This is a genomic window from Rhizobium herbae (assembly GCF_017873135.1).
GTDB lineage: Bacteria > Pseudomonadota > Alphaproteobacteria > Rhizobiales > Rhizobiaceae > Pararhizobium > Pararhizobium herbae.
Genome location: NZ_JAGGJV010000001.1, coordinates 1,046,467 through 1,068,073, shown reverse-complemented (window position 1 = coordinate 1,068,073; position 21,607 = coordinate 1,046,467). Strand labels below are relative to the sequence as shown.

The following is a 21,607-nucleotide window of genomic DNA, read 5'->3' as shown; positions in this document are numbered from 1 at the left end:
TGTTATCCGTTATAGGCAACGAGCTTGCCGCCGACCGGGACGTTCGGATCGGTGGCATTCTCGGTGACGACGTAGTCGAGCGGGAATTTCGAGCCTTCTGGCGCCTTCACCCATTGTGTCCCGATGATTGGGCCCGGCGAGACGTTGGCGACCGGACCACTGGTAAAGTCCACCTTGCCTGATATCGTCGTTGTCTTCAGCGTCGAGAGCGCCTTGGCGACCGCTTCCTTGCTCTTGGTGTCGGTCGCTGCCTTCAGGGCCTCAAAGCCGGCGTCGAGCAGCGACAGGCTGGCGCCGAGCTGCTGGGTCCACTGCTTGCCACTCTCGGCCTCGTAACCATCGGCGAGTTCAGTGCCGGAAACACCGGTGAGCGACGACTTGTAGGGGAAGGCCTTGTGCCAGTAGGCGGCGCTGGAGATGTTGACGCCGAGATCGCCGAGCGCCTCGATGTCGGAGGGGAACAGGCCGGTCTTCGCTACCTGGGCAATCTTGATCTGGCGGGTCAACCCCTGCTGCGCTGCCTGGCGCCAGAAGGCGGCGAAATCCGGGGGGATCGGGAATGAGGAGAAGATTTCGACGCCTTCGCTCTTGAACAGGGCGATCTGGGCGGAGAAGTCGGTCGTGCCGGTTTCATAGGCGCCGGGATCCACGATGGTGAAGCCTTCCTTGGCAAGCAGCGGCGCCAGATTGGCACGGATGGCGTTGCCGTCGGCATCGTTCGGATACATCACGCCGACCTTCTTGTTGGTCTCGATCAGGTTCCACTGCGACACATAGGTCTTGAAGAATTCGCCGACGCCGAAGCCGAAATGATAGGTCCATTTGAATGGCGATGGCGCGCCGGGCTTGGCGCCGCGGCCGAAATACCAGGCTTCCCAGGGCATGACGGTGGAAAGGCAGGGTACGCCCGCCGCCTCGCAGGCGTCCGCCACCGGGTTGATGGTTTCCGGCGTCGAGACCGCCAGCATCAGGTCAATGCCCTGGTTGTTGATCAGGTCCTTGGCCAATTGTCCGGCGCGGGACGGATCGGACTGGGTGTCCCGATCGAGGATTTCGACCTGGAATGTCTTGCCACCGGCCTGGAAGCCCGATGCCAGGGCCTTGCGGGCGAGGTCCAGCACGTAACCGTCGGTCTGGCCGAAGCCGGCCAGCGGGCCGGTCCGCGGGCTGATGAAGCCGACCTTCAGCGTGTCGCCGCTCTGGGCGAAGGCTCCGCGGCCGGAGACCGCGAGAGCTGCCCCGCCTGCCGCCGTCGCGGCTATGAAGGTGCGGCGGGTCAGCGCCGAGGGGTCGAATTTTCCATTGCGGAAACTGCCGTTCATGAAGTTTTTCCTCCCTGTGTGCGGGCCTCCCAGCCCGGCTTTGATGTTCATTTCCGCCCGTCCGGCACCGTCCTCCGGGTACTCAGATCGGGTAATCGCGTTTGCCGGACGCCAAGGTGATCCAGCGCAGTTCGGTGAATTCGTCGATCGCCGCCTTGCCGCCGAACCGCCCGTAGCCGCTCGACTTGACGCCGCCGAAGGGCATTTGCGGTTCGTCAGAGACCGTTGCCTCGTTGATGTGGCAGATGCCGGATTCGAGCCGCTTGGCGACGGCAAGGGCCGCATTGATGTCGCGGCTGAAAACCGCCGATGACAGGCCGTATTCGTTGTCGTTGGCGACTGTTATGGCTTCCTCGGTGCTGCCGACGCGGATGATTGCTGCGACCGGCCCGAAACTTTCCTCGCGGTAGATGCGCATGGCGGGTGTCACGTGATCGACGACGGTCGCATCCATCAGCGTGCCGTGGGCATGGCCGCCGCAGAGGACGACCGCGCCCTTTTGCTGGGCGTCGTCGATCAGCGATCTTACCCGCCGGATTGCCTCGGCGTTGATCAGCGTGCCGAGCGGCGTGTTGCCGTCCTGCGGGTTGCCGGCAACAAGCGTTGTTGCCTTCGCCCGGAACTTGCCGACAAATTCGTCGGCGACCGCGTCAAGCAGGATGATGCGCTCCGTCGACATGCAGATCTGGCCCTGGTTCATGAAGGCGCCGAAGGCTGCGGCCCGCACGGCCTCGTCGATATCGGCATCGGCGAGTACGATGAACGGCGCCTTGCCGCCCAGTTCCAGCAGACAGCGTTTCAGGTGCCGGGCCGAGGATTCGGCGATGATGCGGCCCACACGGGTGGAGCCGGTGAAATTGATGCGGCGCACGGCCGGATGGGCAATCAGCGCCTCGACGACCGCTGCCGCATCCTTCGGCGCATTGGTGACGACATTGACGACGCCACGCGGAAAGCCTGCCTCGCGCATGACGTCACCGATCAGGCTATGGGTCTTGGGGCAGAGTTCGGAGGCTTTCAGGATGACGGTGTTGCCGCAGGCAAGCGGCATTGCGATGGCACGGGTGCCGAGAATGATCGGCGCATTCCAGGGGGCGATGCCGACGCAGACGCCGGCCGGCTGGCGGATGGCCATAGCAAGATTGCCGGGAATGCCGGACGGGACGATTTCGCCGGTGACTTGCGTGGTCATCGCAGCGGCTTCCCGCAGGATGTCAGTGCCGAGGCCACAATTGATCGCCGCCCACTGCGCCGTGGCACCCGTTTCGCTTGTCATTGCAGCGACGAAATCGGCCGTGCGGGCGGTGAGAATGTCTGCTGCTGCATTCAGCAATCTGCGACGTTCGCCGGGACCTGTTTCGGACCAGGCCGGGAAGGCGGCGGCGGCAGCGTTGGCCGCCTTGGACATATCGGCAATGGAACCGGCAGGCGCGACCGTCGCGACATCGCCGGTCAGCGGATCGACGCGCTCGAAGGTGGATGCATCGGATGCGTCCATCGCCTCGTCGTTGATCATCAGCTTGGCTACAAACACCGTCTCACCCATTTTTCGGCAGGCCGCGCCTGCGATTTCCCGATGGGAGACAGGCGCACGCAAGGGCCGGGCGACAAGGCCGCGTGTCCTGCTTGGGTCTGTTGAGATGCCTCCTCCCAAAGGCTGATGATCGAAGACTACGCCGATCTTTGATGGATGGAATGCGATTTATTGGGTTAATATTGTCATTATCCGGCGATCAGGGCATGTTGGGTGCTGATTGAGGGAGAAAACGATGGCGACAGACGGAGGCATCCATCATCATGCGCGCGGCGAGTGGCGGGAGCCGTCGCTGTCGCATCGCCGCATCCGCTTCCAGAAGGGGCTCTATGCCGATTTCCATCATTTCTTTCTTCTGACGGACGGAGAAGGTGAACTGCATTTCGATGATGGCGAGCATCGGGCCCTGCATGGTCCGGCGCTTGCCTTCCTGCCGCCGCAGGCGCGCTGCGAGGTGTCGATCGCGGCGGGAGCGCAAGCGTATCTCATCGGGGTATCGCCGCAGATCATGGTCGATGCGATCGGCGACAAGGTGGAATCCTATTCGCTGCGCATCTTCATCGAGCAGATGAAGCTGATCGAGGAGCCGGATACGGCGGCGGTCGGCGAGATCAATCCGCTGATTTCAGGTTTCGTTCGCGAGCTCGGCGACCCCGCCCGAGCATCGTGGATGGTGGTGTCGGCCTATATGCGGCTGATCCTGATGGCGGTCTGGCGGTCATCCGGAGGCGAAAAGGCCGAGCAGCGCGGACGGGGGGAAAGCGGATCGATCCTGCAGAGATACCGGCAGCTGGTTGAGGTGTGGCTTCGCCAGCATCGCCCGATCAGCGATTATGCCAAGGAGTTGGGCGTGACGGCCGATCGTCTGCATTCGATCTGCCAAAGAGCCCTTGGCCGGTCACCGATCCAGCTGCTGCACGAGCGGGTCGTGCAGGAGGCGAAGCTGCGGCTGGAACGCTCGACCCGCAATATCCAGGAAATTTCCGACAGTCTCGGCTTTCGCGATCCGACCTATTTCAGTCATTTCTTCAAACGCAAGACCGGGCTTTCGCCGGCGGGGTACCGCGCGGTCGCCCGTGCCTCGGCGGGCTCGGAAAACAGCGTGCTGTCCTCGGGCTATGCCGACTGGCCATGAAACGGACAAAGCCGCGCACCAGTCGATGCGCGGCCTTGCGGTGTATCGCTCAGGTCCAATCAGGCAGGCAACTGGAAATACCAGTTTGCCGCCAGCACCACGGCAAGGCCGCCGGCCAGCGCCACATAGGGCAGGATGCCGGCCTTCTTGATGCCGAGATCCTGTCCGACCAAGCCCAAGTCTTCCATGGCGCCTGCCGGGAACTTGCCGCCGTCACGCACATAATGGCGATAGGCAAAGACCGGCAGGATGAGGGCGGCGAAGATGAAGCCGACCCAGAGTGCGTTGGAATAACCCCAGACCTTGGCGCCGGCACCGAGGAACAGCGCGTTGACGAAGGCGAGAACGGTGTTGAGGCCGATCAGCCAGGTCGGTGCCTTCCAGGGGCGCTGGATGTGGCTGGAATCCATGCGGTGGATCCAGCCGGCATTGAGGTTGAGGAAATTGAAGATGATGTAGCCGACATTGGAGACGGCCAGCACGAAGAAGTAGCCGGCCACGTCGGATGCGATGGCAAGCAGGATGAGGTTGAAGGCGAAGTCGGTCCACATGGCGCGGGTCGGAGCGCCGTGTTCGTTGACGTGGTCGAGATATTTCGGCAGCCAGCCGTCCTTGGCACCCTGGTAGAGCGTGCGCGAGGAGCCGGCCATCGCCGTCATGATGGCGAGGAACAACGCCATGATCATCAGGATCACAAGAATCTGGGTGACGATGCGGCCGCCGTGGACGAGGCTTGCGAGCGCTTCTGCAACGCCTGTGCCATCGACGACACCGGGTGCCAGCATGCCCGCCTGGCCGAGAACGCCCTGGAAGGTGAACGGAATGAGGAAGAAGAACAGGCAGCACAGCAGGCCGGAATAGAAGATCGCCTTGAAGGTATCCGTCTTCGGGTTCTTCAGTTCGCGGGTATAGCAGACGGCCGTCTCAAACCCGTAGGTCGACCAGGCGGCGATATAGAGGCCGCCGAGGAACAACGTCCAGCCGCCATTGCTCCACAGGCCGTCGATACCGGAATAGGCAGCTGTCGGCGGCACGAGGTTGGTGATGTTGACGCTGTCGATCTGGCCGGAGAAGATCGGGTAGAGGCCGATGATCAAAAGCGGCAGGAGAACGATGATGGCGAGCCATTTCTGGACGCTCGCCGTTCCCTGAATGCCGCGATGCTGGATCGCGAAGATCACCAGCATCAGGAGGGCGCCGATGAAGAAGGTGGCGTTGAGGTTGGCATTTGCGAGGTACGGAATGTCGAAGCTGGTGAGCGACCAGCTGCGGATGGCCGGGGTGAGGGCCGCGATGCCGTCGGTGGACAGCAGCGCCGAAATGGCGTCCTGCGGCGTCTTGCCGGCATTGGCCGTCAGCCATTCGGCCACGCGCGGGCTATCGGCCGTCAGCGTTGCCATGTTGGCGTTGATCCATTCCATTACCGCCGGAGAATCGGCGCCGGGGATCGGGAACAGGGCGTTGAGGATATAGCCCGCCGCAATGGCGCAGCCGAGCGACAGCACCGGCGACCAGGCGAACCAGTTGCACCACACCGACAGCGGCGCGATGAATTTCGAATAACGCAGCCAAGCGGTAGCGCCGTAGATAGAGGCGCCGCCGGACTTGTTGCCGAACATGCCGGCGATTTCGGCGTAGGTGAAGGATTGCAAGAATCCCATCACCATCGAAATGATCCAGACGACGAAGGCGAGCTTGCCCGTCGTGCCTGCAATGCCGCCGATGGAGAAGAGTACCAGCGGCGGTACGCCGGCGGCGACCCAGAATGCCCCTTTCCAGTCCAGCGCGCGAATCAGCCCGGTGCCCGCGGCAGCGGCCGATCCCTCGGTCTCAACGATAGATGCCATGAACAGTCTCCTCGACCAGTTTTGTCTTAGCGCGTATGTCGCGCGTCCCCTTGAATTGATGGTTTTCGCTTCGGTCTTTGCTGTAGGGCGGAGCCTGCATTCTGCAGTGTCGCCACCCGGTTCCCGTCTTGTTTTCTCGACCAAGCTTATCCTCATAGTGAATTTTTTTTCCTCTGGGTCAAGTCTCTCTTTACTTTCCGAGGCCTCCCGTAGGATAGTTTGGCCATATTGCCGGTGCATAAAGCGGCGCTTTAAGGCCGCCGAGACGAGTGTGCCATCGGGTGGGAGCTGAGATGACCAATTCCGGACGATTTGCAGGCGTGCTGATGCCGCCCCGGCCGAGTACGATTCTGAGGCCCGGCATGCCGGTGCTGCCTGCCGGTGTCGAACGCTATCGCGTCAGGGGGCGCGGAACGACTGTGGTCAAGGTGGCCGCTGGCGATCGGATTACCCTCAAGGATGTCGAAGGCGGGCAGCTCTGCGAGGTCAGCTTCGTCGATATCGCGGGCCGGTTCAACGCGGCCGGGCTTGGCATCGGGTTTTCGCGGTCTGCAACAGGCCTTCAGGATATCCTTGCCGGGGACGATGACAGTGCCAGGCGAACCTTGGGCGCGTTGAAACGGCGGAATGTCGATCTTGCTTCAGCGCAAGCGCTTGTGCTGTTCGGCGAAAGCTCGTCGCCGGGTGCCTCGGCGGAATTGACCATCGCGCTCGACGGGGTGCTGATCGTCGCGGCACCGGCACCGCCCATGGACGCGGAACTGCAGAACACCGCGACGGCGCTCGAACTGCGCGTCGTCCGTGCGAATGTCGAGCGGAGCTATGAGGAACTGTTGCCCGAGCCGATGGCCGATCCGGTGCAGGATTTGCGTATCCAGGCGGCGAGGGCCTCGGCCTATTTTGTCCGGGCCGGCGAGTTCATCCAGGTCATCGACGTGAGCGGCCGTCAATGCACCGATTTCCAGGCCTTTTCCGCCCGCAAGGTCGACAAGGGGCTGGATCTGGCGTTGGACGCGACCGTGACGCGCACGCTGCTCGGGCGCAGCTACCCGACGCCGGGACTGCCGTCCAAAGCGTTCGACCGGGATTTCGAGCCGCTGGTCGAGATCGTTCAAGATACCGTCGGGCGGCACGATGCCTTCGCCACCGCCTGCAATTCGCGTTATTACGATGACATGGGCTATCCCGGCCATGTCAATTGCACCGACAATTTCAACCACGCCTTGGCGCCTTACGGCATTGCGCCGCGCAAAGGCTGGGAAGCGCTCAACTATTTCTACAACACCAATGTCGATCACCAGAACCAGCTCTATCTCGACGAGCCCTGGTCGCGGCCGGGCGATTATGTGCTGATGCGGGCGCTGACCGATCTGGTCTGCGTGTCCTCTTCCTGTCCCGACGATATCGATGCCGCCAACGCATGGAACCCGACCGACATCCACGTCCGCACCTATTCGGACAAAGAGAAATTCTCGCGCGCTGTCGCCATCCGAATGACCCCCGATGCAGAGCCAGAAATGACCCAGGAAACAGCCTTCCATCCGCGCCTCTCGGCGCTCACCCGCAATCACACGGAGTATCGCGGCTACTGGCTGCCGAACCGCTTCAACAATGAGGGGCCGATCGAGGAATACTGGGCCTGCCGCGAGAAGGCGGTGGTCATGGACCTGTCGCCGCTGCGGAAGTTCGAGGTGACCGGGCCGGATGCCGAGGCGTTGCTGCAATATTGCGTCACCCGCGATATCCGCAAACTGTCGCCGGGTCAGGTGGTCTATACCGCCATGTGCTACGAAAATGGCGGCATGATTGACGACGGCACGGTGTTCCGGCTTGCCGAAAACAATTTCCGCTGGATTGGCGGCGACGATGTCAGCGGCATCTGGCTGCGCGAGCAGGCCGAGAAGATGGGCTACAAGGCCTGGGTGCGCTCCTCCACCGACCAGATGCACAATCTGGCGGTCCAGGGGCCGGCGAGCCGCGACATCATCAAGGAGATCATCTGGACCGCGCCGTCGCAGCCGTCGATCGGCGAACTCGAATGGTTCCGCTTCGCCGTCGGCCGCATCGGCCATTTCGAAGGCGCACCTGTCGTCGTCTCAAGGACGGGCTATACCGGCGAACTCGGCTACGAAATCTTCTGTCATCCGAAGGATGCGCTGGCGGTATTCGATGCCGTCTGGGAGGCAGGCCAGAAACACGGGTTGAAACCGATGGGACTGGAAGCGCTCGACATGGTGCGTATCGAGGCGGGCCTCGTCTTTGCCCACTATGATTTTTCCGACCAGACCGACCCCTTCGAAGCAGGCATCGGCTTCACCGTGCCGCTGAAATCGAAGACCGAGGATTTCATTGGCCGCGAGGCGCTGATCAAGCGCAAGGAGAACCCGCGCTACAAGCTGGTCGGGCTCGATATCGACGCCAATGACGCTGTCGGTCATGGTGACACCGTGCATATCGGCCGGGCGCAGGTTGGCGTCGTCACCAGTGCCACCCGCTCGCCCCTGCTGAAGAAGACGATCGCGCTCGCCCGTATGGACGTGCTGCATTCGGAGATTGGTACCGACGTCGAGATCGGCAAGCTCGATGGCCAGCAGAAGCGCCTGCCGGCGAAGATCGTGCCGTTCGCGCATTATGATCCGCAGAAGCTGAAGCCGCGGTCTTGAGGCGCGACGTGGATATTCGCAAATAATTCAGCCCGACTTGCGCTGTGCGTTGGCGATCTGCCGGGCGACGGCTTCGGAATCGTTGGCAAGCGTTCGCATTTCCGAGGCGAGGACAGCGAAGCCGGCACCGGCGGTTCCTGCGCGCGCCGCTTCGATACCGGCGTTGACGGCAAGCAGTTTCAGGTAGCGCAGCGAATGCAGGATTTCGGCGGTGCGCGAGGCTGTGGCGCGCATGTCGGCGGTTTGCTCGTCGATACGCTGGTAGAGCGATTCGATGTTGACGATGCTGCCCTCGAGATAAAGCAGTTCGCCTTTCTCATCCCAGACGCCGCCGCCGGTTTCCGTGACCCAGAGATAGTGGCCCTTGTTGTGGCGGATGCGGTATTCGAGCGTCCAGTCGGTCCGGCCTTCCAGCGCCTTGCCGACCACTTCGTCCATCATCGGCACGTCGTCCTCGCACATGATCGAGGTGAAGGTGCGGACGCGATTGCCGACGATCTCGTCGGTGGGATAGCCGAAGATTCGCTGGATGCCATCGGTCATGTCGAGCATCGTGTAATGCTCGTCCGCCCGGCAGCGATAAAGAAAACCATTCATGCGACCGAGAACGCTGCTCAGAAAATCCATGGCAAATCCGGGAATGGCTGGAGGGCGGATGGGAAGAGTATTGATTGTCTTGGATAATATTCCGTTATTTTAGATCGTTGCGCCGAAGGCCGTTGATTGGCCTTCGGCTTTGTCATGCCGAAAACGCGATCAGTTCTTCAGGTAGACTTCCAGCGTGTCATCCATCGCCTCCAGCCACGGCGTATGGTGCTTGGGCGCCATGTTGCCGGTCATCAGCGATTTGTAGGCGTTGTCGCGGAAGCCCATGATGTTTTCGGCCTTATGGTGTTCCCATTCCATGAAGGTCTGGTTGGTGCCTTCGACATCAAACTTCGGATAGTCGGTGTCCTCAAGCAGTTCGATGACGTAGTCGCCCTGGAACCAGATCATCTGCTCGGCATCCTCGAGCGTTTCCTCACGGGCGCGCCACTTGTCGAAATGGGCTTTCATCCCATCCTTCGAGGGCAGCTTGATCCGGTCCATGATCACGTCGCGGGCAAACCAGGCCTGGGCGTCGAACATGTTGAAGGTGTAGAACTGGTCCTGCATGCCGATATACATCAGTTGCGGATTGTCCTCGTAGACGACACCCTTGTAGAGGCTGTCGGACCAGAGACGGTTGGCGGTCTTCAGACGGAGATCGTCAGGCAGGAACGGGAAGTGGTGGAGGTAACCGGTGCACAGGATTAGCGCATCGACTTCCTTGGTGGTTCCGTCGGCGAAATGGGCGGTCTTGTTGACGAGTTTCTGCAGCAGCGGCCGCTCCTCGAAGCGTTCCGGCCATTTGAAGCCCATCGGCTTGGAACGGTAGCTGGTCGTCACGGATTTCGCGCCGTATTTCCAGCATTGCGAGCCGATGTCCTCGGCCGAATAGCTGCGGCCGACGATCAGCACATCCTTGTCCTTGAACTCCAGCGCATCGCGGAAATCATGGGCGTGCAGCACGCGGCCGCCAAAAGTCTTGACGCCTTCGAAATAGGGGACGTTGGGGGTGGAGAAGTGGCCGGAGGCGACGACGACATAGTCGAAGATCTCGTCATACATGACGTCGTTGACCCGGTCGTGCGCCGTCACGGTGAAGGTTTTCGATTCCTCATCGAAGCGGACCATGCGCACCGGCGTCGAGAAGCGCACCCATTTGCGGACGTCTGCCTTTTCGACGCGGCCCTTGATGTAGTCCCAGAGCACGGCGCGGGGCGGATAGGAGCCGATCGGCTTGCCGAAATGTTCCTCGAAGGAATAGTCGGCAAATTCCAGGCATTCCTTGGGGCCGTTCGACCAGAGATAACGGTACATGCTGCCGTGCACGGGTTCACCGTATTCGTCGAGGCCTGTGCGCCAGGTATAGTTCCACAGGCCACCCCAGTCGGCCTGCTTTTCGAAGCAGACCACTTCGGGGATGTCGGCGCCCTTCTGGGCAGCGGACTGGAAGGCTCTCAGTTGGGCCAGGCCCGAGGGCCCCGCGCCGATCACGGCTACTCTGGTCATGTCTGTCAGTTCCCTTTGTTTCCAGGCGTGTTTTTGTCGCCCTTGTCTTGATGTTCATATGGCCGTTTTTCTCTCCGTCATCCTCGCCCTGGTGGTGGGGATCCAGCAGCGGCGCGTCTGCGCCGCTAGAGAATTCTTTTCACGCGACGGACGTCGCGTGGCTGGATTCCTGTGACAAGCACAGGAATGACGGAGTGGGAGGATTGCCCTCGCCATGTCTCAGTCCGGAAAAATGCCAGCACTCGTCGGCGCCCCATCATCGTACTTCGCCAGCCAGTCGATCATGATCGGCCGGTTGCGGGTCAGGCCCTTGTAGTCGATGATCTCCGGCGGCAGGCTTTGCAGCACGCGTGGCAGGCGGCGGCCCCATTTGGGGACGGTCACCAGTTCCTCAAGGCTGATCAGGTAGCAGCGGATGACGAAAAGGATGGCGTTGGAGCGCGGCAGGCGCCAGAGGCTCTGCAATTCGACGCGCAGATGCATCTTTTCACCGACATTCTCCGGCGTCACGGTCAGGCGATCCGGCCCCCATTTGTGGTAGTTTTCCGGCGAGGTATCGAGGCGCGGGTTGACGGTCATCGTCCAGTTCAGCCGGCGGGTCGGCTTGCCCTGCTGCAGGTTGAGCAGGAATTTCAGCGCGCGGTCGAACACTCCGATCTGATGGGCGAGCGGTACGGGGCCGTGCCATTCCATGAAGTTCATGCCGATGTCGAAATCGAGCGACCAGTCGGCCTGGGTGGTGACCATGCCGGCATCCATCCAGAGATTGTTGTCGCGCTGGTCGACGATGCAGAAATCGCCCTGGGCCTGGCGGGTGATGTATTCCATCGGCTGGTAGGGCAGGGTGGCGGGGTCGCCGAAGGTGAAGGTGTCGTCGATGCCCATCGGCCGGTTGATCCAGCGCCAGCGGTCGCCGTTCTTTGTGACCGTGAAATGCTCGGGATAATCCTGCGCCTGATGTTCCATCAGCAGTTCCAGCGTGTCCCATTGCGCCGCCATCATGTGCGGCAGGGCCTGGCAGCGCAGCGGATCTTCCTTCAGCACCAGCGCCCGGTCCTGCATCTCGGCGACATAGTGTTCGTCGACGTCAATCAGGTTTTCGAAAACGCTGTCCTTTTTCCCCCGGACATGTGGCTCCATGTTGACCGAATACATGTACTCGTCGCGATCAAATGGGAAGGGAAAGCGCCTGATGTTGTAGAGGCTGTTGCGGAAGGTGAAGTCGTCGCGGAACGTTTCGCTCCTGAACGTGATGGTCATCTGTCCGGTCCCCTTAAGCTAGAGTTGAAGAACGAGTTGCTGGCCTTTGAAACGCGAGACGCAGATCATGACCTTCCTGCCGGACGTCTTTTCCTCGTCCGACAGGTAGATGTCGTTGTGCTCCAGCGTCCCGTCGCAGGAGGAGACCTCGGTCTCGCACTGGCCGCAGGCGCCGCCGCGGCACATGTAGGGGGCGTCGCAACCATGGGCTTCGGCGGCTTCCAGAATGCTCTGGTGTTCGCCGACGGTCATGTGGATGTTGGATTTTTTGAGGAAGACCTGGAACGGCAGCCCGGCGGGCGGCGCAAGGAAGCGTTCCGAGTGCAGGTTTTCCTTCGGCCATCCGGCTTTGAGCGCCGTCATCAGCACGCCGTCGATCATGCCGGCCGGGCCGCAAACATACAGATGCGTGCCGAGCGGCTGGTTGTCAGTGATCTCGGCGACGGGGATGGTGGTTTTTTCCTCATCGACATAGACCTTTATCCGGCGCGGGCCGTAGCGGTCGAGCAGTTGCTGCCAGTAGGCGCCGTGCGAACGGGAGCGGATGGCGTAGTGCAGTTCGAAGGCGACGTTGTCGCGGCTGAACTGTTCCATCATGGCGATGAACGGGGTGATGCCGATACCGCCGGCAATCAGGATATGCTTGCGGCCGCGATGATCCGGCGCAAACAGATTGACCGGCTGGCTGACGGTCAGCTGGTCGCCGGGGCGGACCTGCTCATGCATGAACACGGAGCCGCCGCGTGAATTGGGAACCCTGAGTACGCTGATTTCGTAACCGCTGTTGTCATCGGGATTGGACATCAGCGAATATGGATTGCGGCGCAAGAGGCCATTGTCGTTCATCGAGACGACGACATGGGCGCCGCCGGAGAAGAACGGCATCGGATGGCCGTCGATCCGCTCGAAGCGGAAGCGCTTGACGAGGTCGGTCACCTCAGTCACATCAGCGACCCGCACGGGCATGTCGGTATTGAGGCTCACGGGAACATTTCCTCCGGTTGAGGGGCGGTGCCCGGTTCCTCGGCATCGATATTGACGCCCTGGAAGGCGCCGAGCCTACGTGAATAGTGATCGCGCACCAAGAGCGACAGGCCGCAGTGGGAACAGGCAAACGGGCTCGTCGTCACGTTGTCGGTAATGCCCTTGCAGTGCACGCATTGTACGCGCCGCGCGGTCGAGCCACGATGCTCGGTGTGGATCGAGTTGAAATCGATGCCGAATTCGAGCGCCACCTGCATGATCTGACCGATGAAGCCTTCGGTGCCGGCGATATAGAGCCGCGTTCCCATGCGGGCCTGATCGAGACAGGCGCGCAGGCGAAACAGCATGGGCTGAAGTGTCGGCGCCTGCCAGAAGACGTCCGGCGAAAGCGCCGCAAGCGCTACGTCGTAGGCCTTGGGCGCGGCACCTGCTGCCAGATAAAGGATTTCCGATTTCGCGAGGAAATCCTTTCCCCTGGCCTCGACCTGATCGGTCAAGGCTGCGGCCCCTTCGCCCTCGAGGACGAAGAGATGTCTTTTGGCGTGGGGATCGATGTCGAGCCCCTTATATTCCGGCCTGCTTTTGATCCCTTGAACGAGCATGCCGTCAGCCCTGCGCCGTCCGCTTCGTCTTCTTCGGATCGTCGAAGGTGATCGTGTGGGCGATCGCCGGCGCGTTGACGGTCTTGCCCTTCACTTCGAGCTTCGCGCCCTGAACCGCGTAGGGCACCTCGACGCGCATGATCGCCATGGAGCGGTTGGTGAGCTTGGAATAGGACGGGCAGGTGATGACGCCCACCTTCTTGTCGCCGGCCCAGACCTCGTCGCCGAGATCGGTCGGACCATCGGCCTCGACCAGCAGGCCGAAGATCTTGAAGCGCTCCTTGCCCTTGAGGCGGGCATGTTCCTCGGCACCGCGGAAGCCTGTCTTGCCGGGGCTGACGGTGAAATCGAGGCCGAGTTCCCACAGGCTGTCGCCGGGCTGCTCGTTGGCGAAGGGATACATCTGCGAATTGTCGTAGGGGTAGAACAGCAAGTAGCTTTCGACGCGCAACATGTCGAGAACGCTGAAGCAGACAGGGATGATGCCCATGTCCTTGCCTTCGTCGACGATCCGATCCCAGACCATGCCGGCATCCTGGCCGCGCACGAAGATTTCGTAGCCGCGTTCGCCGGTATAGCCGGTGCGCGAGATCATCACCGGTGCGCCGAACAAAGTCGTCTGCATGTGGTGGAAATATTTGAGATCGCGGATGCCCGGCACGTATTTTTCGAGATAGTCGACGGCAAGCGGACCCTGCAGCGAGAGATCGTGCAAGTCGTCGTCGAACAGCACGGCGCAATTGCGGCCCTGTGCCTGCTTGACGATTTCCTCGAAACCGGAACCAGAGCCGTGCACCAGCATCCAGGAATTCGGACCGGTGCGGTAGACGATGCAGTCGTCGGTGAAATGGCCGCGGTCGTTGAGCATGCAGGCATAGACCGACTTGCCGGGATAGACCTTCGTCATGTCGCGGGTGGTGATGTATTCGAGGACGGCGATCGCATGCGGGCCGACGAGATGGACCTTCTTCAGGCCGGACACATCCATGATGCCGGCCTTGGTGCGCACGGCGATGTGTTCCTCGTAGATGTCCTTGTCATAGGTCCAGGCGGTTCCCATGCCGCTCCAGTCTTCGAGGTTGGAGCCGAGTGCCCGGTGACGGTCCGCGAGGGCCGAAAAACGCCAGCTGAGTGCCATGATTTGTTCCCTTGATATTTCACTCTGTGGAAATAATTATTCCTGAGTATATTCGCGTTTTTTCGAACGGCAAGCCCGGCGATTGGATTTCTCATGGGAAATTACGGTGCAGCGAGCAGCGGACCCGGTGGCATTTTTCCGGGGGAACACGCTACGTTCAGGCAATTCAACGCCGTGCGGGCGGTCTTTTCAAGCAACAAACCGTTTGACGTGCCCGGAAAATAAAAATGCCCGGAGCGAGTGTCCGGGCATCGGGTCGAAAGAATGGGCGGGAATCAGGCGAGGAAGCCTTCCTCTTTCGCGGCTGCGGTGAACGAAGCCCAGGCCCTCTTCGGGCTAAGGATACCGTCGAGCGCATCAAGGCAGTGCTGCAGGGCGCGGCGATAGGCGATACCGCGCTTGCCGGGCCAGCGACGAAGAAATTCGACAGCGTCCCATGCGGTGGCGATGATGTTTTCCCGGCCCTGCTTGATGATCACTCTGATGGGGGTTGGAAAGCGTTTGTAACTCAACGTCGTCCTCATGCTGCTTCAAGAAATCGCAGCACCGCAACGCGCGGTTCGTCGGATGGTTCCAGCACCGAATTCATTTCGGAATCTGCTTGTAAAACGATATTCTGAATAATGGGCGCCAACGCCGCGTCATTATGGAAGGGATGCGGTTTCCGAACGAATGCAATCGAAAGAACCTGCATTTTGCCGGAGAGGCACAAGGAGGGGGAAATGAAGCAAAACAAGCTGTTCGGCTGGTTTATTGTCATCGTTGGCGGGTTTTACCTGCTGTCGGGCATTGTCGCCAACGACATGGGCGGGCTGACTTCGCTCGGCTATAATACCGACGTGCCGATGAGCATTCAGGCTGCGCCCATACGGTTCCTGCTCGGTGTCGGGCTCTATATCTGCGCGGTTTATGCCGGCGTCCAGATGTTGCGCGCCGCGCCGCCTGATAGCCGGGGTTGAGCGGGCGTCTCTAAAGCTTGAAGGCTTCCCTGAGGTCGCTGCCCTTGTTTTCGCGCATGTCGAGGTCGGCCTCGATATGATCGATGTGGTGCACCATCAGATGGCAGGCATGATCGAGATCCTTGCGCTCGATCGCGGTGACGATGTCCTGATGCTCCTGATGCCCGCAGCTGGATATTGCCGACTGGCCATAGAGCGCGATGACCAGCGACGAGCGCGCGACAAGTTCGTCCATGAACCGCTGCATGACGGCGTTGCCGGTCATCGAGGCGAGCATCAGATGAAAATCGCCCGATGCCTTGATCTCCGCGCGCCGGGCCGTCTGGCCGCGTTCGCCCATCAACCGGCCTTCTTCCATCAGCAGTTGCCGCAAATGCTGGAAATGCGACGGGCCCATGTGTTTTGCCGCCTCCCGCAGGATGCCCGGCTCGATCATCCGCCGCGTGGCGAAGATCTGGCGCGCTTCTTCCGGTGAGGGATAGGCGACGAAGGCGCCACGGTTCTTCTCGACATTGACAAGACCTTCATAGGAGAGCGCCTGCAGGGCGCCACGCACCAGCGTGCGGCTGACGTTGAACAGTGCGCCCACATCCGTCTCCGAGAGCTTCGTGCCGGGCGCAAGCCTTCGGTCGACGATCGCATCGCGGATGGAATCGCGTATGGATTGCGTGCTGACATCAATCGGGTCTTCGTCGGGAAGTGCTGCGGTTTTCATCAAGGCTCATTCCGGGTTCCTGGCGTTTATCCTAGCGTTCTTTTCAGGTTAAGTTAACCGGAATTTGTCGCCATCTGCGTGGTTAAATTGTATACGATCTGTTGGCTGCATTGCAGACAAACGCTTATATTTTAAGCAGCCCTTAAATTGTCCAAAATTGGAGCAGGGCTGGCGCGCGGAATTTTACTGATGAATTTCAGCTATTTATTGCGGCGCACACGGTTTGGCACGCTTGATGCATCGTAGTTCCCGTCACAGGGGAGACATGATGTCCAAAGCGGCTGAAATCGATATCGTATCCGTTTCCAAGGTTTATGGCAGCACCACCGCCGTCCATTCCATCAGCCTGAAAATACCCTCCGGCAGCTATTGCTGCTTCCTCGGCCCGTCCGGCTGCGGCAAGACCTCGACGCTCCGGATGATCGCCGGTCACGAAAGCATTTCGTCGGGCGACGTCCGGCTCGGCAATATCGTCGTCACCGATCTGCCGCCGGCCAAGCGCGGCACGGCGATGATGTTTCAGTCCTATGCGCTGTTTCCGCATCTCGATCTCATCGACAATGTCGCCTTCAGTCTGAAGATGAAGGGCGTGGAGAAGGAAGAGCGTCGGGCCAAGGCGCTCGAGATGCTCAAGCTGATGCAGATGGAGCCCTATGCCACCCGCCGTCCGGCCCAGCTTTCCGGTGGCCAGCAGCAGCGCGTGGCTCTGGCCCGCGCGCTGATCACCGATCCGGAAGCGCTGCTTCTCGACGAGCCGCTGTCGGCGCTCGATCCGTTCCTGAAGATCCGCATGCGGGCGGAACTGAAGAAGCTGCAGAAGAGCCTCGGCATCACTTTCGTCCACGTGACCCACAGCCAGGAAGAGGCGATGGCGCTGGCCGACATCATCGTCATCATGAATGACGGGCGGATCGAGCAGGCGGCGCATCCGCGCGAAGTGTTCGAGCGTCCGGCCACCGCCTTCGTCGCCCGCTTCATGGGCGATCACAACGTGCTGACTGGCCGCGTTGTCGAAAGCGGCGACGGCAAGGTGACGCTGGAAGTGCCCGAAGGGCAGACGTTTACCGTTGCAGGCCCCGATCAGGAGCCCGGTGCCCCGATCGATATCGGCGTGCGCACGGACCGCGTTCGCCTTGCCGCCGCATCCGACAAGACGCTGGGTTTCAACGGTGTCGTCTCCAACGTCGAGTATCGCGGCGCCTCCGTGAAGATCACCGTCATCGGTGCCGGCAGCGACGATTTCACCGTCATCGCCACCGACGCCGATTATTTTGAGAAACCCGTATCGGTTGGCGACGCGGTGTCGCTCAGTTGGGGCCTTGAGGACGCCGTCCTGCTTGGCCGCATTGCCGCCTAATCCTTAATCACCATCAAAAAAGAGGGAACTGACATGACCAATGAAACCAAAACGCCAAAGGGAATTTCCCGGCGCGGCCTGCTGAAGACCGGCGCGGCTGCGACCGGCGCCATCGTCGGCTCCGGCCTGATCACCGGCTTTCCGACGATCTGGGCGCAGAACCCGATCACGCTGCGCCAGTTCGGTACCGGCGTTTCGAACATCAACGCCATTGCCGAGAAGTGCAAGGCCGACCTCGGCATCACGCTCGAGATGACGGCGACCGATTCCGACGCCGCCGCCCAGCGCGCCGTCACCCAGCCGGATAGCTACGACATCGCGGATATCGAATACTGGATCCTGAAGAAGGTCTTCCCGGCCGGCGTCATCCAGCCGATGGATATCAAGAAGCTGAAATATTACGACAAGATCGTTCCGCTGTTCAAGACCGGCAAGCTGACGCCGGACAGCGTCATTGCGCAGGGTACCGCGCCGCATACGGTCGGCTATGTCGAAAAGGTTGGCGACAAGACGTTTGCCAAGGGTGAGACCCAGTTCTTCACCATGGTTCCGACCATCTACAACGCCGACACGCTCGGCATCCGTCCCGATCTCGTCGGCCGCGAAATCACCACCTGGGCCGACATCATGGACCCGGCGTTCAAGGGCAAGACCTCGATCCTCAACATCCCGTCAATCGGCATCATGGATGCCGCGATGATCATGGAAGCCATGGGCAACATAAAGTATGCCGACAAGGGCAACATGACCAAGGAGGAGATCGACGCAACGATCGACTTCCTGATCAAGGCGAAGCAGGCTGGCCAGTTCCGCGCCTTCTGGAAATCCTTCGACGAGTCCGTCAACCTGATGGCTTCGGGCGAAGTCGTCATCCAGTCGATGTGGTCGCCGGCCGTCGCCGCCGTCCGCTCGAAGGGCATCGCCTGCAAGTATCAGCCGCTCAAGGAAGGCTATCGCTCGTGGGGCGGTGGTCTGGGTCTGGCTGCCCATCTCGAGGGCGCGCAGCTCGATGCGGCCTATGAATACATCAACTGGTACACGTCCGGCTGGGTCGGCGGCTACCTCAACCGCCAAGGCTACTACTCCGCTGCCATGGATACCGCCAAGGAATTCATGTCGGCCGACGAGTGGGGCTACTGGATCGAAGGCAAGGCCGCGACGGGCGACATCATGTCCCCCGAAGGCAAGGTCATGGAGAAGGCCGGTGCTGTGCGCGACGGCGGTTCCTTCGAGGAACGCATGGGCAAGGTCGCCTGCTGGAACTCGGTCATGGACGAGGACCGCTACATGGTCAAGCGCTGGAACGAGTTCATCGCTGCTTGAGGAAACAGCCCCTCACCCTAGCCCTCTCCCCGCCCGCGGGGAGAGGGGACGAAGGAGGTTGCCGCTTTGGTCCTTCTCCCCGTCAGAACGGGAAGAAGGTGCCCGAAGGGCGGATGAGGGGCTCTCTGACAATGAAACTTATTCGACCGATCTGGAGACCAGACGTGACACCAGCGATGACCGACGACGAGACGCAAGGCATGGCTTATCCCAAGCCGCCCATCACCGCGCGCATCGGCAAGGTTGCGTCCCGCATCGCCTCCTATCTGCAGGCGGTGCCGCTGGCGCTGATTCTCGGCTTCTTCTTCCTGCTGCCGATCCTGATGATCGCGGTCGTCAGTTTCTGGGACTACGACTTCGCCGGTCTCTATCCCGATTTCCTCACCATGAACTATACCGATACACTCGGTTCCTGGGTCACCTGGAAGACCTATCTCAACACGCTGAAATACACGGCGCTGGTCTGGGGGCTGACGCTGCTGATCGGCTTCTGGGTCGCCTATTTCCTGGCGTTCCACATCCGCACCACGACCATGCAGATGGTTCTGTTTCTCGTCTGCACCGTGCCGTTTCTGACATCCAACATCATCCGGATGATCTCCTGGATACCGGTTCTCGGCCGCAACGGCCTCGTCAACACGACGTTGATCGAGATGGGCATCATTCCGAGCCCGATCGAATGGCTGCTCTATTCCGATTTCGCCGTCGTGCTGGCCATGGTGCACCTGAATACGCTGTTCATGGTGACGCCGATCTTCAACACGCTGATGCGCATCGACCGCTCGCTGATCGAGGCGGCGCGTGATGCCGGTGCCAATGGCTGGCAGATCCTCTGGAATGTCATCATCCCGCTTGCCAAGCCCGGCATTGCCATCGGTTCGATCTTCGTGGTGACGCTGGTCATGGCGGATTTCTCGACGGTTCAGGTGATGTCCGGCGGACAGAGCGCATCGGTGGCGCTGATGATGAAGAACCAGATGTCGCTGCTGCAATATCCGGCCGCCGCCGCCAATGCGGTGGTTCTGCTGATCGTCGTGCTTTTGATGGTCGCTGCCATCCTGCGCGTCGTCGATATCCGCAAGGAACTTTGAGATGAGCCACGAGAAACGCACCCTCGAATTCTACGTTCTGGCCGCCTTCTTCACGCTCTTCGTGCTGTTCCTCTACGGGCCGCTGTCGGCCGTCTTCATCCTCTCCTTCCAGGGGCCGGATGGCGGTTTGACCTTCCCGCTCAACGGCGTTTCGGTGCATTGGTTCTTCAACCTGTTCGAACAGCAGGCTGTCGGCGACTTCGGGGCGTCCTTCAAGCGGTCCTTCTCGCTTGGCCTGATGGTGATGATCGTCAATGTTGTCGTGTCGCTGCTGGCCGGTCTCGCCTTCCGCCGCAAGTTCAAGGGATCGACGGTGCTGTTCTACCTGACGGTCGCCAGCCTTGTCGTGCCATCGATCATCATCTCGCTCGGCATCGGCGTCGTCTTCCAGCAATTCGGCCTGAAGCCCGCCTGGTATTCCTCGGCTTTCGGAGCGCATCTGACCTGGACGCTGCCGTTCGGGGTGCTGATCATGTTCGCCGTCTTCAACCGGTTTTCGCCCGCCTATGAGGAAGCGGCGCGCGACCTTGGTGCCACCTCATGGCAGACGTTCGCCCACGTCGTCCTGCCGATGATCGCCCCCAGCCTGATCGGCGTCGGCCTGTTCGGCTTCACGCTCTCCTATGACGAATTCGCCCGCACGCTGATGACATCGGGCACCTACAACACCCTGCCGCTCGAAATCTACGGCATGACGACGAACGTGACGACGCCGGTGCTTTATGCGCTCGGCACCGTTACCACCCTGTTCTCCTTTTCCATCATCCTGCTTGCGCTGGCCATCATCCTGGTGATGCGCCGCCGGCAGGCGAAAGTGGTCTGATCCCGCATGCGCATCCTCGTCGTCAATCCGAACACCACCCAATCCATGACGGAAAAGGCGGCAGAGGCCGCGCGCGCCGTTGCCGCCGCAGGAACCGAAATCATAGCGGCCACGTCGCTGATGGGGCCTGCCTCGATCGAGGGGTATTATGACGGGGCGCTCGCCTTGCCCGGCCTGCTTGCCGAGATCAGGAAAGCGGAAGCCGCGGGTACTCAGGCTGCGGTGATCGCCTGTTTCGACGACACGGGGCTTGATGCAGCCCGTGCGCTCGCTGGCTTTCCCGTACTCGGGCTCTGCGAATCTGCTCTGGTGACAGCCGGCTTTCTCGCCCAGCGCTTTACCGTGGTGACCACGCTGGAGCGCTCGCGTGTCCTGCTTGAAAACCTGTCGCGCCATTATGGCTTTGGTGGGCGAGCAAAAGTTCGTGCAGCCGATATCCCCGTACTGGAACTGGAAGATCCGGCGTCCGGCGCACTCGGCAAGCTTCGTCGCCAGATCGAACTGGCGCTTGACGAGGATGGTGCCGAGGCGATCGTGCTCGGCTGCGCCGGCATGGCCGATCTCGCCTACGCACTACAAGAGGAATATGGAATTCCTGTCGTTGACGGCGTGTCGGCGGCGGTTAAACAGGCCGAAGCGTTGATCGCACAGCGGCTGACAACCAGCAAACGGGGGTCTTATGCGACACCACTGGCGAAGGTCTATACGGGGGGCATGGCGGCGTTTGCTCCAGACGCGGTTTGATCTCCTCACAAGGGGG

Annotated in this window: 18 protein-coding genes and 1 pseudogene; 8 read left to right on the top strand and 11 right to left on the bottom strand. The window is 61.0% G+C overall.

From position 1 onward, the window contains the following. Positions 1-2: 2 nt before the first annotated feature. Together J2Z75_RS05175 and J2Z75_RS05170 are read right to left on the bottom strand one after the other, a co-directional pair. Positions 3-1,322, bottom strand: a complete 1,320-nt coding sequence (locus J2Z75_RS05175; protein ID WP_209848565.1) for an ABC transporter substrate-binding protein — start codon at positions 1,320-1,322, stop codon at positions 3-5. Positions 1,323-1,404: 82 nt separating this feature from the next. After that, on the bottom strand, positions 1,405-2,868 hold the full coding sequence (locus J2Z75_RS05170; RefSeq protein ID WP_209848562.1) for an aldehyde dehydrogenase: 1,464 nt from the start codon (positions 2,866-2,868) through the stop codon (positions 1,405-1,407). A gap of 223 nt (positions 2,869-3,091) precedes the next feature. Here J2Z75_RS05170 and J2Z75_RS05165 point away from each other — a divergent pair, with 223 nt between their 5' ends. Continuing rightward, positions 3,092-3,991 (top strand): helix-turn-helix transcriptional regulator, encoded by a 900-nt coding sequence (locus tag J2Z75_RS05165; RefSeq protein WP_209848559.1) that lies wholly within the window; start codon positions 3,092-3,094, stop codon positions 3,989-3,991. Between the two features lie 59 nt (positions 3,992-4,050). Here J2Z75_RS05165 and J2Z75_RS05160 read toward each other — a convergent pair whose 3' ends face one another. Continuing rightward, positions 4,051-5,838, bottom strand: coding sequence for an APC family permease (locus J2Z75_RS05160; RefSeq protein WP_209848556.1), 1,788 nt, complete (start codon positions 5,836-5,838; stop codon positions 4,051-4,053). A 293-nt stretch (positions 5,839-6,131) separates the two neighbouring features. Here J2Z75_RS05160 and J2Z75_RS05155 point away from each other — a divergent pair, with 293 nt between their 5' ends. Then, complete coding sequence (locus tag J2Z75_RS05155; RefSeq protein ID WP_209848552.1) at positions 6,132-8,501, top strand: DUF1989 domain-containing protein; 2,370 nt, start codon at positions 6,132-6,134, stop codon at positions 8,499-8,501. Positions 8,502-8,528: 27 nt separating this feature from the next. Here the strand turns inward: J2Z75_RS05155 and J2Z75_RS29600 are convergent, their stop codons facing one another. The 7 genes from J2Z75_RS29600 to J2Z75_RS05120 form a co-directional block, all read right to left on the bottom strand. After that, a complete protein-coding gene (locus J2Z75_RS29600) occupies positions 8,529-9,128 on the bottom strand; it encodes a methyl-accepting chemotaxis protein (protein WP_209848549.1) in 600 nt (199 codons plus the stop codon). Positions 9,129-9,257: 129 nt separating this feature from the next. Then, the gene (locus J2Z75_RS05145) at positions 9,258-10,595 is read right to left on the bottom strand and encodes an NAD(P)-binding domain-containing protein (RefSeq protein WP_209848546.1); all 1,338 of its coding nucleotides are present in this window, start codon (positions 10,593-10,595) and stop codon (positions 9,258-9,260) included. Positions 10,596-10,814: 219 nt separating this feature from the next. Further along, a complete protein-coding gene (locus J2Z75_RS05140; RefSeq protein ID WP_209848543.1) occupies positions 10,815-11,855 on the bottom strand; it encodes a heme-dependent oxidative N-demethylase family protein in 1,041 nt (346 codons plus the stop codon). 18 nt (positions 11,856-11,873) lie between these two features. Next, entirely contained in the window at positions 11,874-12,839 is a 966-nt protein-coding gene (locus tag J2Z75_RS05135; protein ID WP_209848540.1) for a PDR/VanB family oxidoreductase, read from the bottom strand. After that, positions 12,836-13,441: a dimethylamine monooxygenase subunit DmmA family protein gene (locus J2Z75_RS05130; protein ID WP_209848537.1), complete on the bottom strand. Its 606-nt coding sequence runs from the start codon at positions 13,439-13,441 to the stop codon at positions 12,836-12,838. The genes J2Z75_RS05135 and J2Z75_RS05130 overlap by 4 nt, the downstream gene beginning before the upstream one ends. A 4-nt stretch (positions 13,442-13,445) precedes the next feature. Then, positions 13,446-14,579: an aminomethyltransferase family protein gene (locus J2Z75_RS05125; protein WP_209848534.1), complete on the bottom strand. Its 1,134-nt coding sequence runs from the start codon at positions 14,577-14,579 to the stop codon at positions 13,446-13,448. Between the two features lie 275 nt (positions 14,580-14,854). Then, the gene (locus J2Z75_RS05120; protein WP_209848530.1) at positions 14,855-15,103 is read right to left on the bottom strand and encodes a DUF982 domain-containing protein; all 249 of its coding nucleotides are present in this window, start codon (positions 15,101-15,103) and stop codon (positions 14,855-14,857) included. A 198-nt stretch (positions 15,104-15,301) separates the two neighbouring features. On the opposite strand from J2Z75_RS05120, the gene J2Z75_RS05115 reads away from it, so the two are divergent. Next, a complete protein-coding gene (locus J2Z75_RS05115; protein ID WP_209848527.1) occupies positions 15,302-15,538 on the top strand; it encodes a hypothetical protein in 237 nt (78 codons plus the stop codon). 10 nt (positions 15,539-15,548) lie between these two features. Here J2Z75_RS05115 and J2Z75_RS05110 read toward each other — a convergent pair whose 3' ends face one another. Further along, positions 15,549-16,253 (bottom strand): GntR family transcriptional regulator, encoded by a 705-nt coding sequence (locus tag J2Z75_RS05110; RefSeq protein ID WP_209848524.1) that lies wholly within the window; start codon positions 16,251-16,253, stop codon positions 15,549-15,551. A gap of 268 nt (positions 16,254-16,521) precedes the next feature. On the opposite strand from J2Z75_RS05110, the gene J2Z75_RS05105 reads away from it, so the two are divergent. The 5 genes and pseudogenes from J2Z75_RS05105 (at position 16,522) to J2Z75_RS05085 (ending at position 21,591) form a co-directional block, all read left to right on the top strand. Next, complete coding sequence (locus J2Z75_RS05105; RefSeq protein ID WP_209848521.1) at positions 16,522-17,610, top strand: ABC transporter ATP-binding protein; 1,089 nt, start codon at positions 16,522-16,524, stop codon at positions 17,608-17,610. 33 nt (positions 17,611-17,643) lie between these two features. Then, on the top strand, positions 17,644-18,933 hold the full coding sequence (locus J2Z75_RS05100) for an ABC transporter substrate-binding protein (protein ID WP_209848517.1): 1,290 nt from the start codon (positions 17,644-17,646) through the stop codon (positions 18,931-18,933). Positions 18,934-19,193: 260 nt separating this feature from the next. Further along, positions 19,194-20,024 (top strand): annotated as a pseudogene (locus J2Z75_RS05095) (ABC transporter permease); the annotation flags it as partial. Position 20,025: 1 nt separating this feature from the next. Beyond that, a complete protein-coding gene (locus J2Z75_RS05090) occupies positions 20,026-20,847 on the top strand; it encodes an ABC transporter permease (RefSeq protein WP_209848513.1) in 822 nt (273 codons plus the stop codon). Between the two features lie 6 nt (positions 20,848-20,853). Beyond that, positions 20,854-21,591, top strand: coding sequence for an aspartate/glutamate racemase family protein (locus J2Z75_RS05085; protein ID WP_209848510.1), 738 nt, complete (start codon positions 20,854-20,856; stop codon positions 21,589-21,591). Positions 21,592-21,607 lie beyond the last annotated feature (16 nt).

Bases quoted from the DNA above. Each gene is read 5' to 3' on its own strand.
- J2Z75_RS05160 (WP_209848556.1), bottom strand. From the start codon at position 5,838: ATGGCATCTATCGTTGAGACCGAGGGATCGGCCGCTGCCGCGGGCACC.
- J2Z75_RS05120 (WP_209848530.1), bottom strand. From the start codon at position 15,103: ATGAGGACGACGTTGAGTTACAAACGCTTTCCAACCCCCATCAGAGTG.
- J2Z75_RS05085 (WP_209848510.1), top strand. From the start codon at position 20,854: ATGCGCATCCTCGTCGTCAATCCGAACACCACCCAATCCATGACGGAA.
- J2Z75_RS05130 (WP_209848537.1), bottom strand. From the start codon at position 13,441: ATGCTCGTTCAAGGGATCAAAAGCAGGCCGGAATATAAGGGGCTCGAC.
- J2Z75_RS05145 (WP_209848546.1), bottom strand. From the start codon at position 10,595: ATGACCAGAGTAGCCGTGATCGGCGCGGGGCCCTCGGGCCTGGCCCAA.
- J2Z75_RS05140 (WP_209848543.1), bottom strand. From the start codon at position 11,855: ATGACCATCACGTTCAGGAGCGAAACGTTCCGCGACGACTTCACCTTC.
- J2Z75_RS29600 (WP_209848549.1), bottom strand. From the start codon at position 9,128: ATGGATTTTCTGAGCAGCGTTCTCGGTCGCATGAATGGTTTTCTTTAT.
- J2Z75_RS05110 (WP_209848524.1), bottom strand. From the start codon at position 16,253: ATGAAAACCGCAGCACTTCCCGACGAAGACCCGATTGATGTCAGCACG.
- J2Z75_RS05165 (WP_209848559.1), top strand. From the start codon at position 3,092: ATGGCGACAGACGGAGGCATCCATCATCATGCGCGCGGCGAGTGGCGG.
- J2Z75_RS05115 (WP_209848527.1), top strand. From the start codon at position 15,302: ATGAAGCAAAACAAGCTGTTCGGCTGGTTTATTGTCATCGTTGGCGGG.
- J2Z75_RS05125 (WP_209848534.1), bottom strand. From the start codon at position 14,579: ATGGCACTCAGCTGGCGTTTTTCGGCCCTCGCGGACCGTCACCGGGCA.
- J2Z75_RS05155 (WP_209848552.1), top strand. From the start codon at position 6,132: ATGACCAATTCCGGACGATTTGCAGGCGTGCTGATGCCGCCCCGGCCG.
- J2Z75_RS05090 (WP_209848513.1), top strand. From the start codon at position 20,026: ATGAGCCACGAGAAACGCACCCTCGAATTCTACGTTCTGGCCGCCTTC.
- J2Z75_RS05175 (WP_209848565.1), bottom strand. From the start codon at position 1,322: ATGAACGGCAGTTTCCGCAATGGAAAATTCGACCCCTCGGCGCTGACC.
- J2Z75_RS05100 (WP_209848517.1), top strand. From the start codon at position 17,644: ATGACCAATGAAACCAAAACGCCAAAGGGAATTTCCCGGCGCGGCCTG.
- J2Z75_RS05170 (WP_209848562.1), bottom strand. From the start codon at position 2,868: ATGGGTGAGACGGTGTTTGTAGCCAAGCTGATGATCAACGACGAGGCG.
- J2Z75_RS05105 (WP_209848521.1), top strand. From the start codon at position 16,522: ATGTCCAAAGCGGCTGAAATCGATATCGTATCCGTTTCCAAGGTTTAT.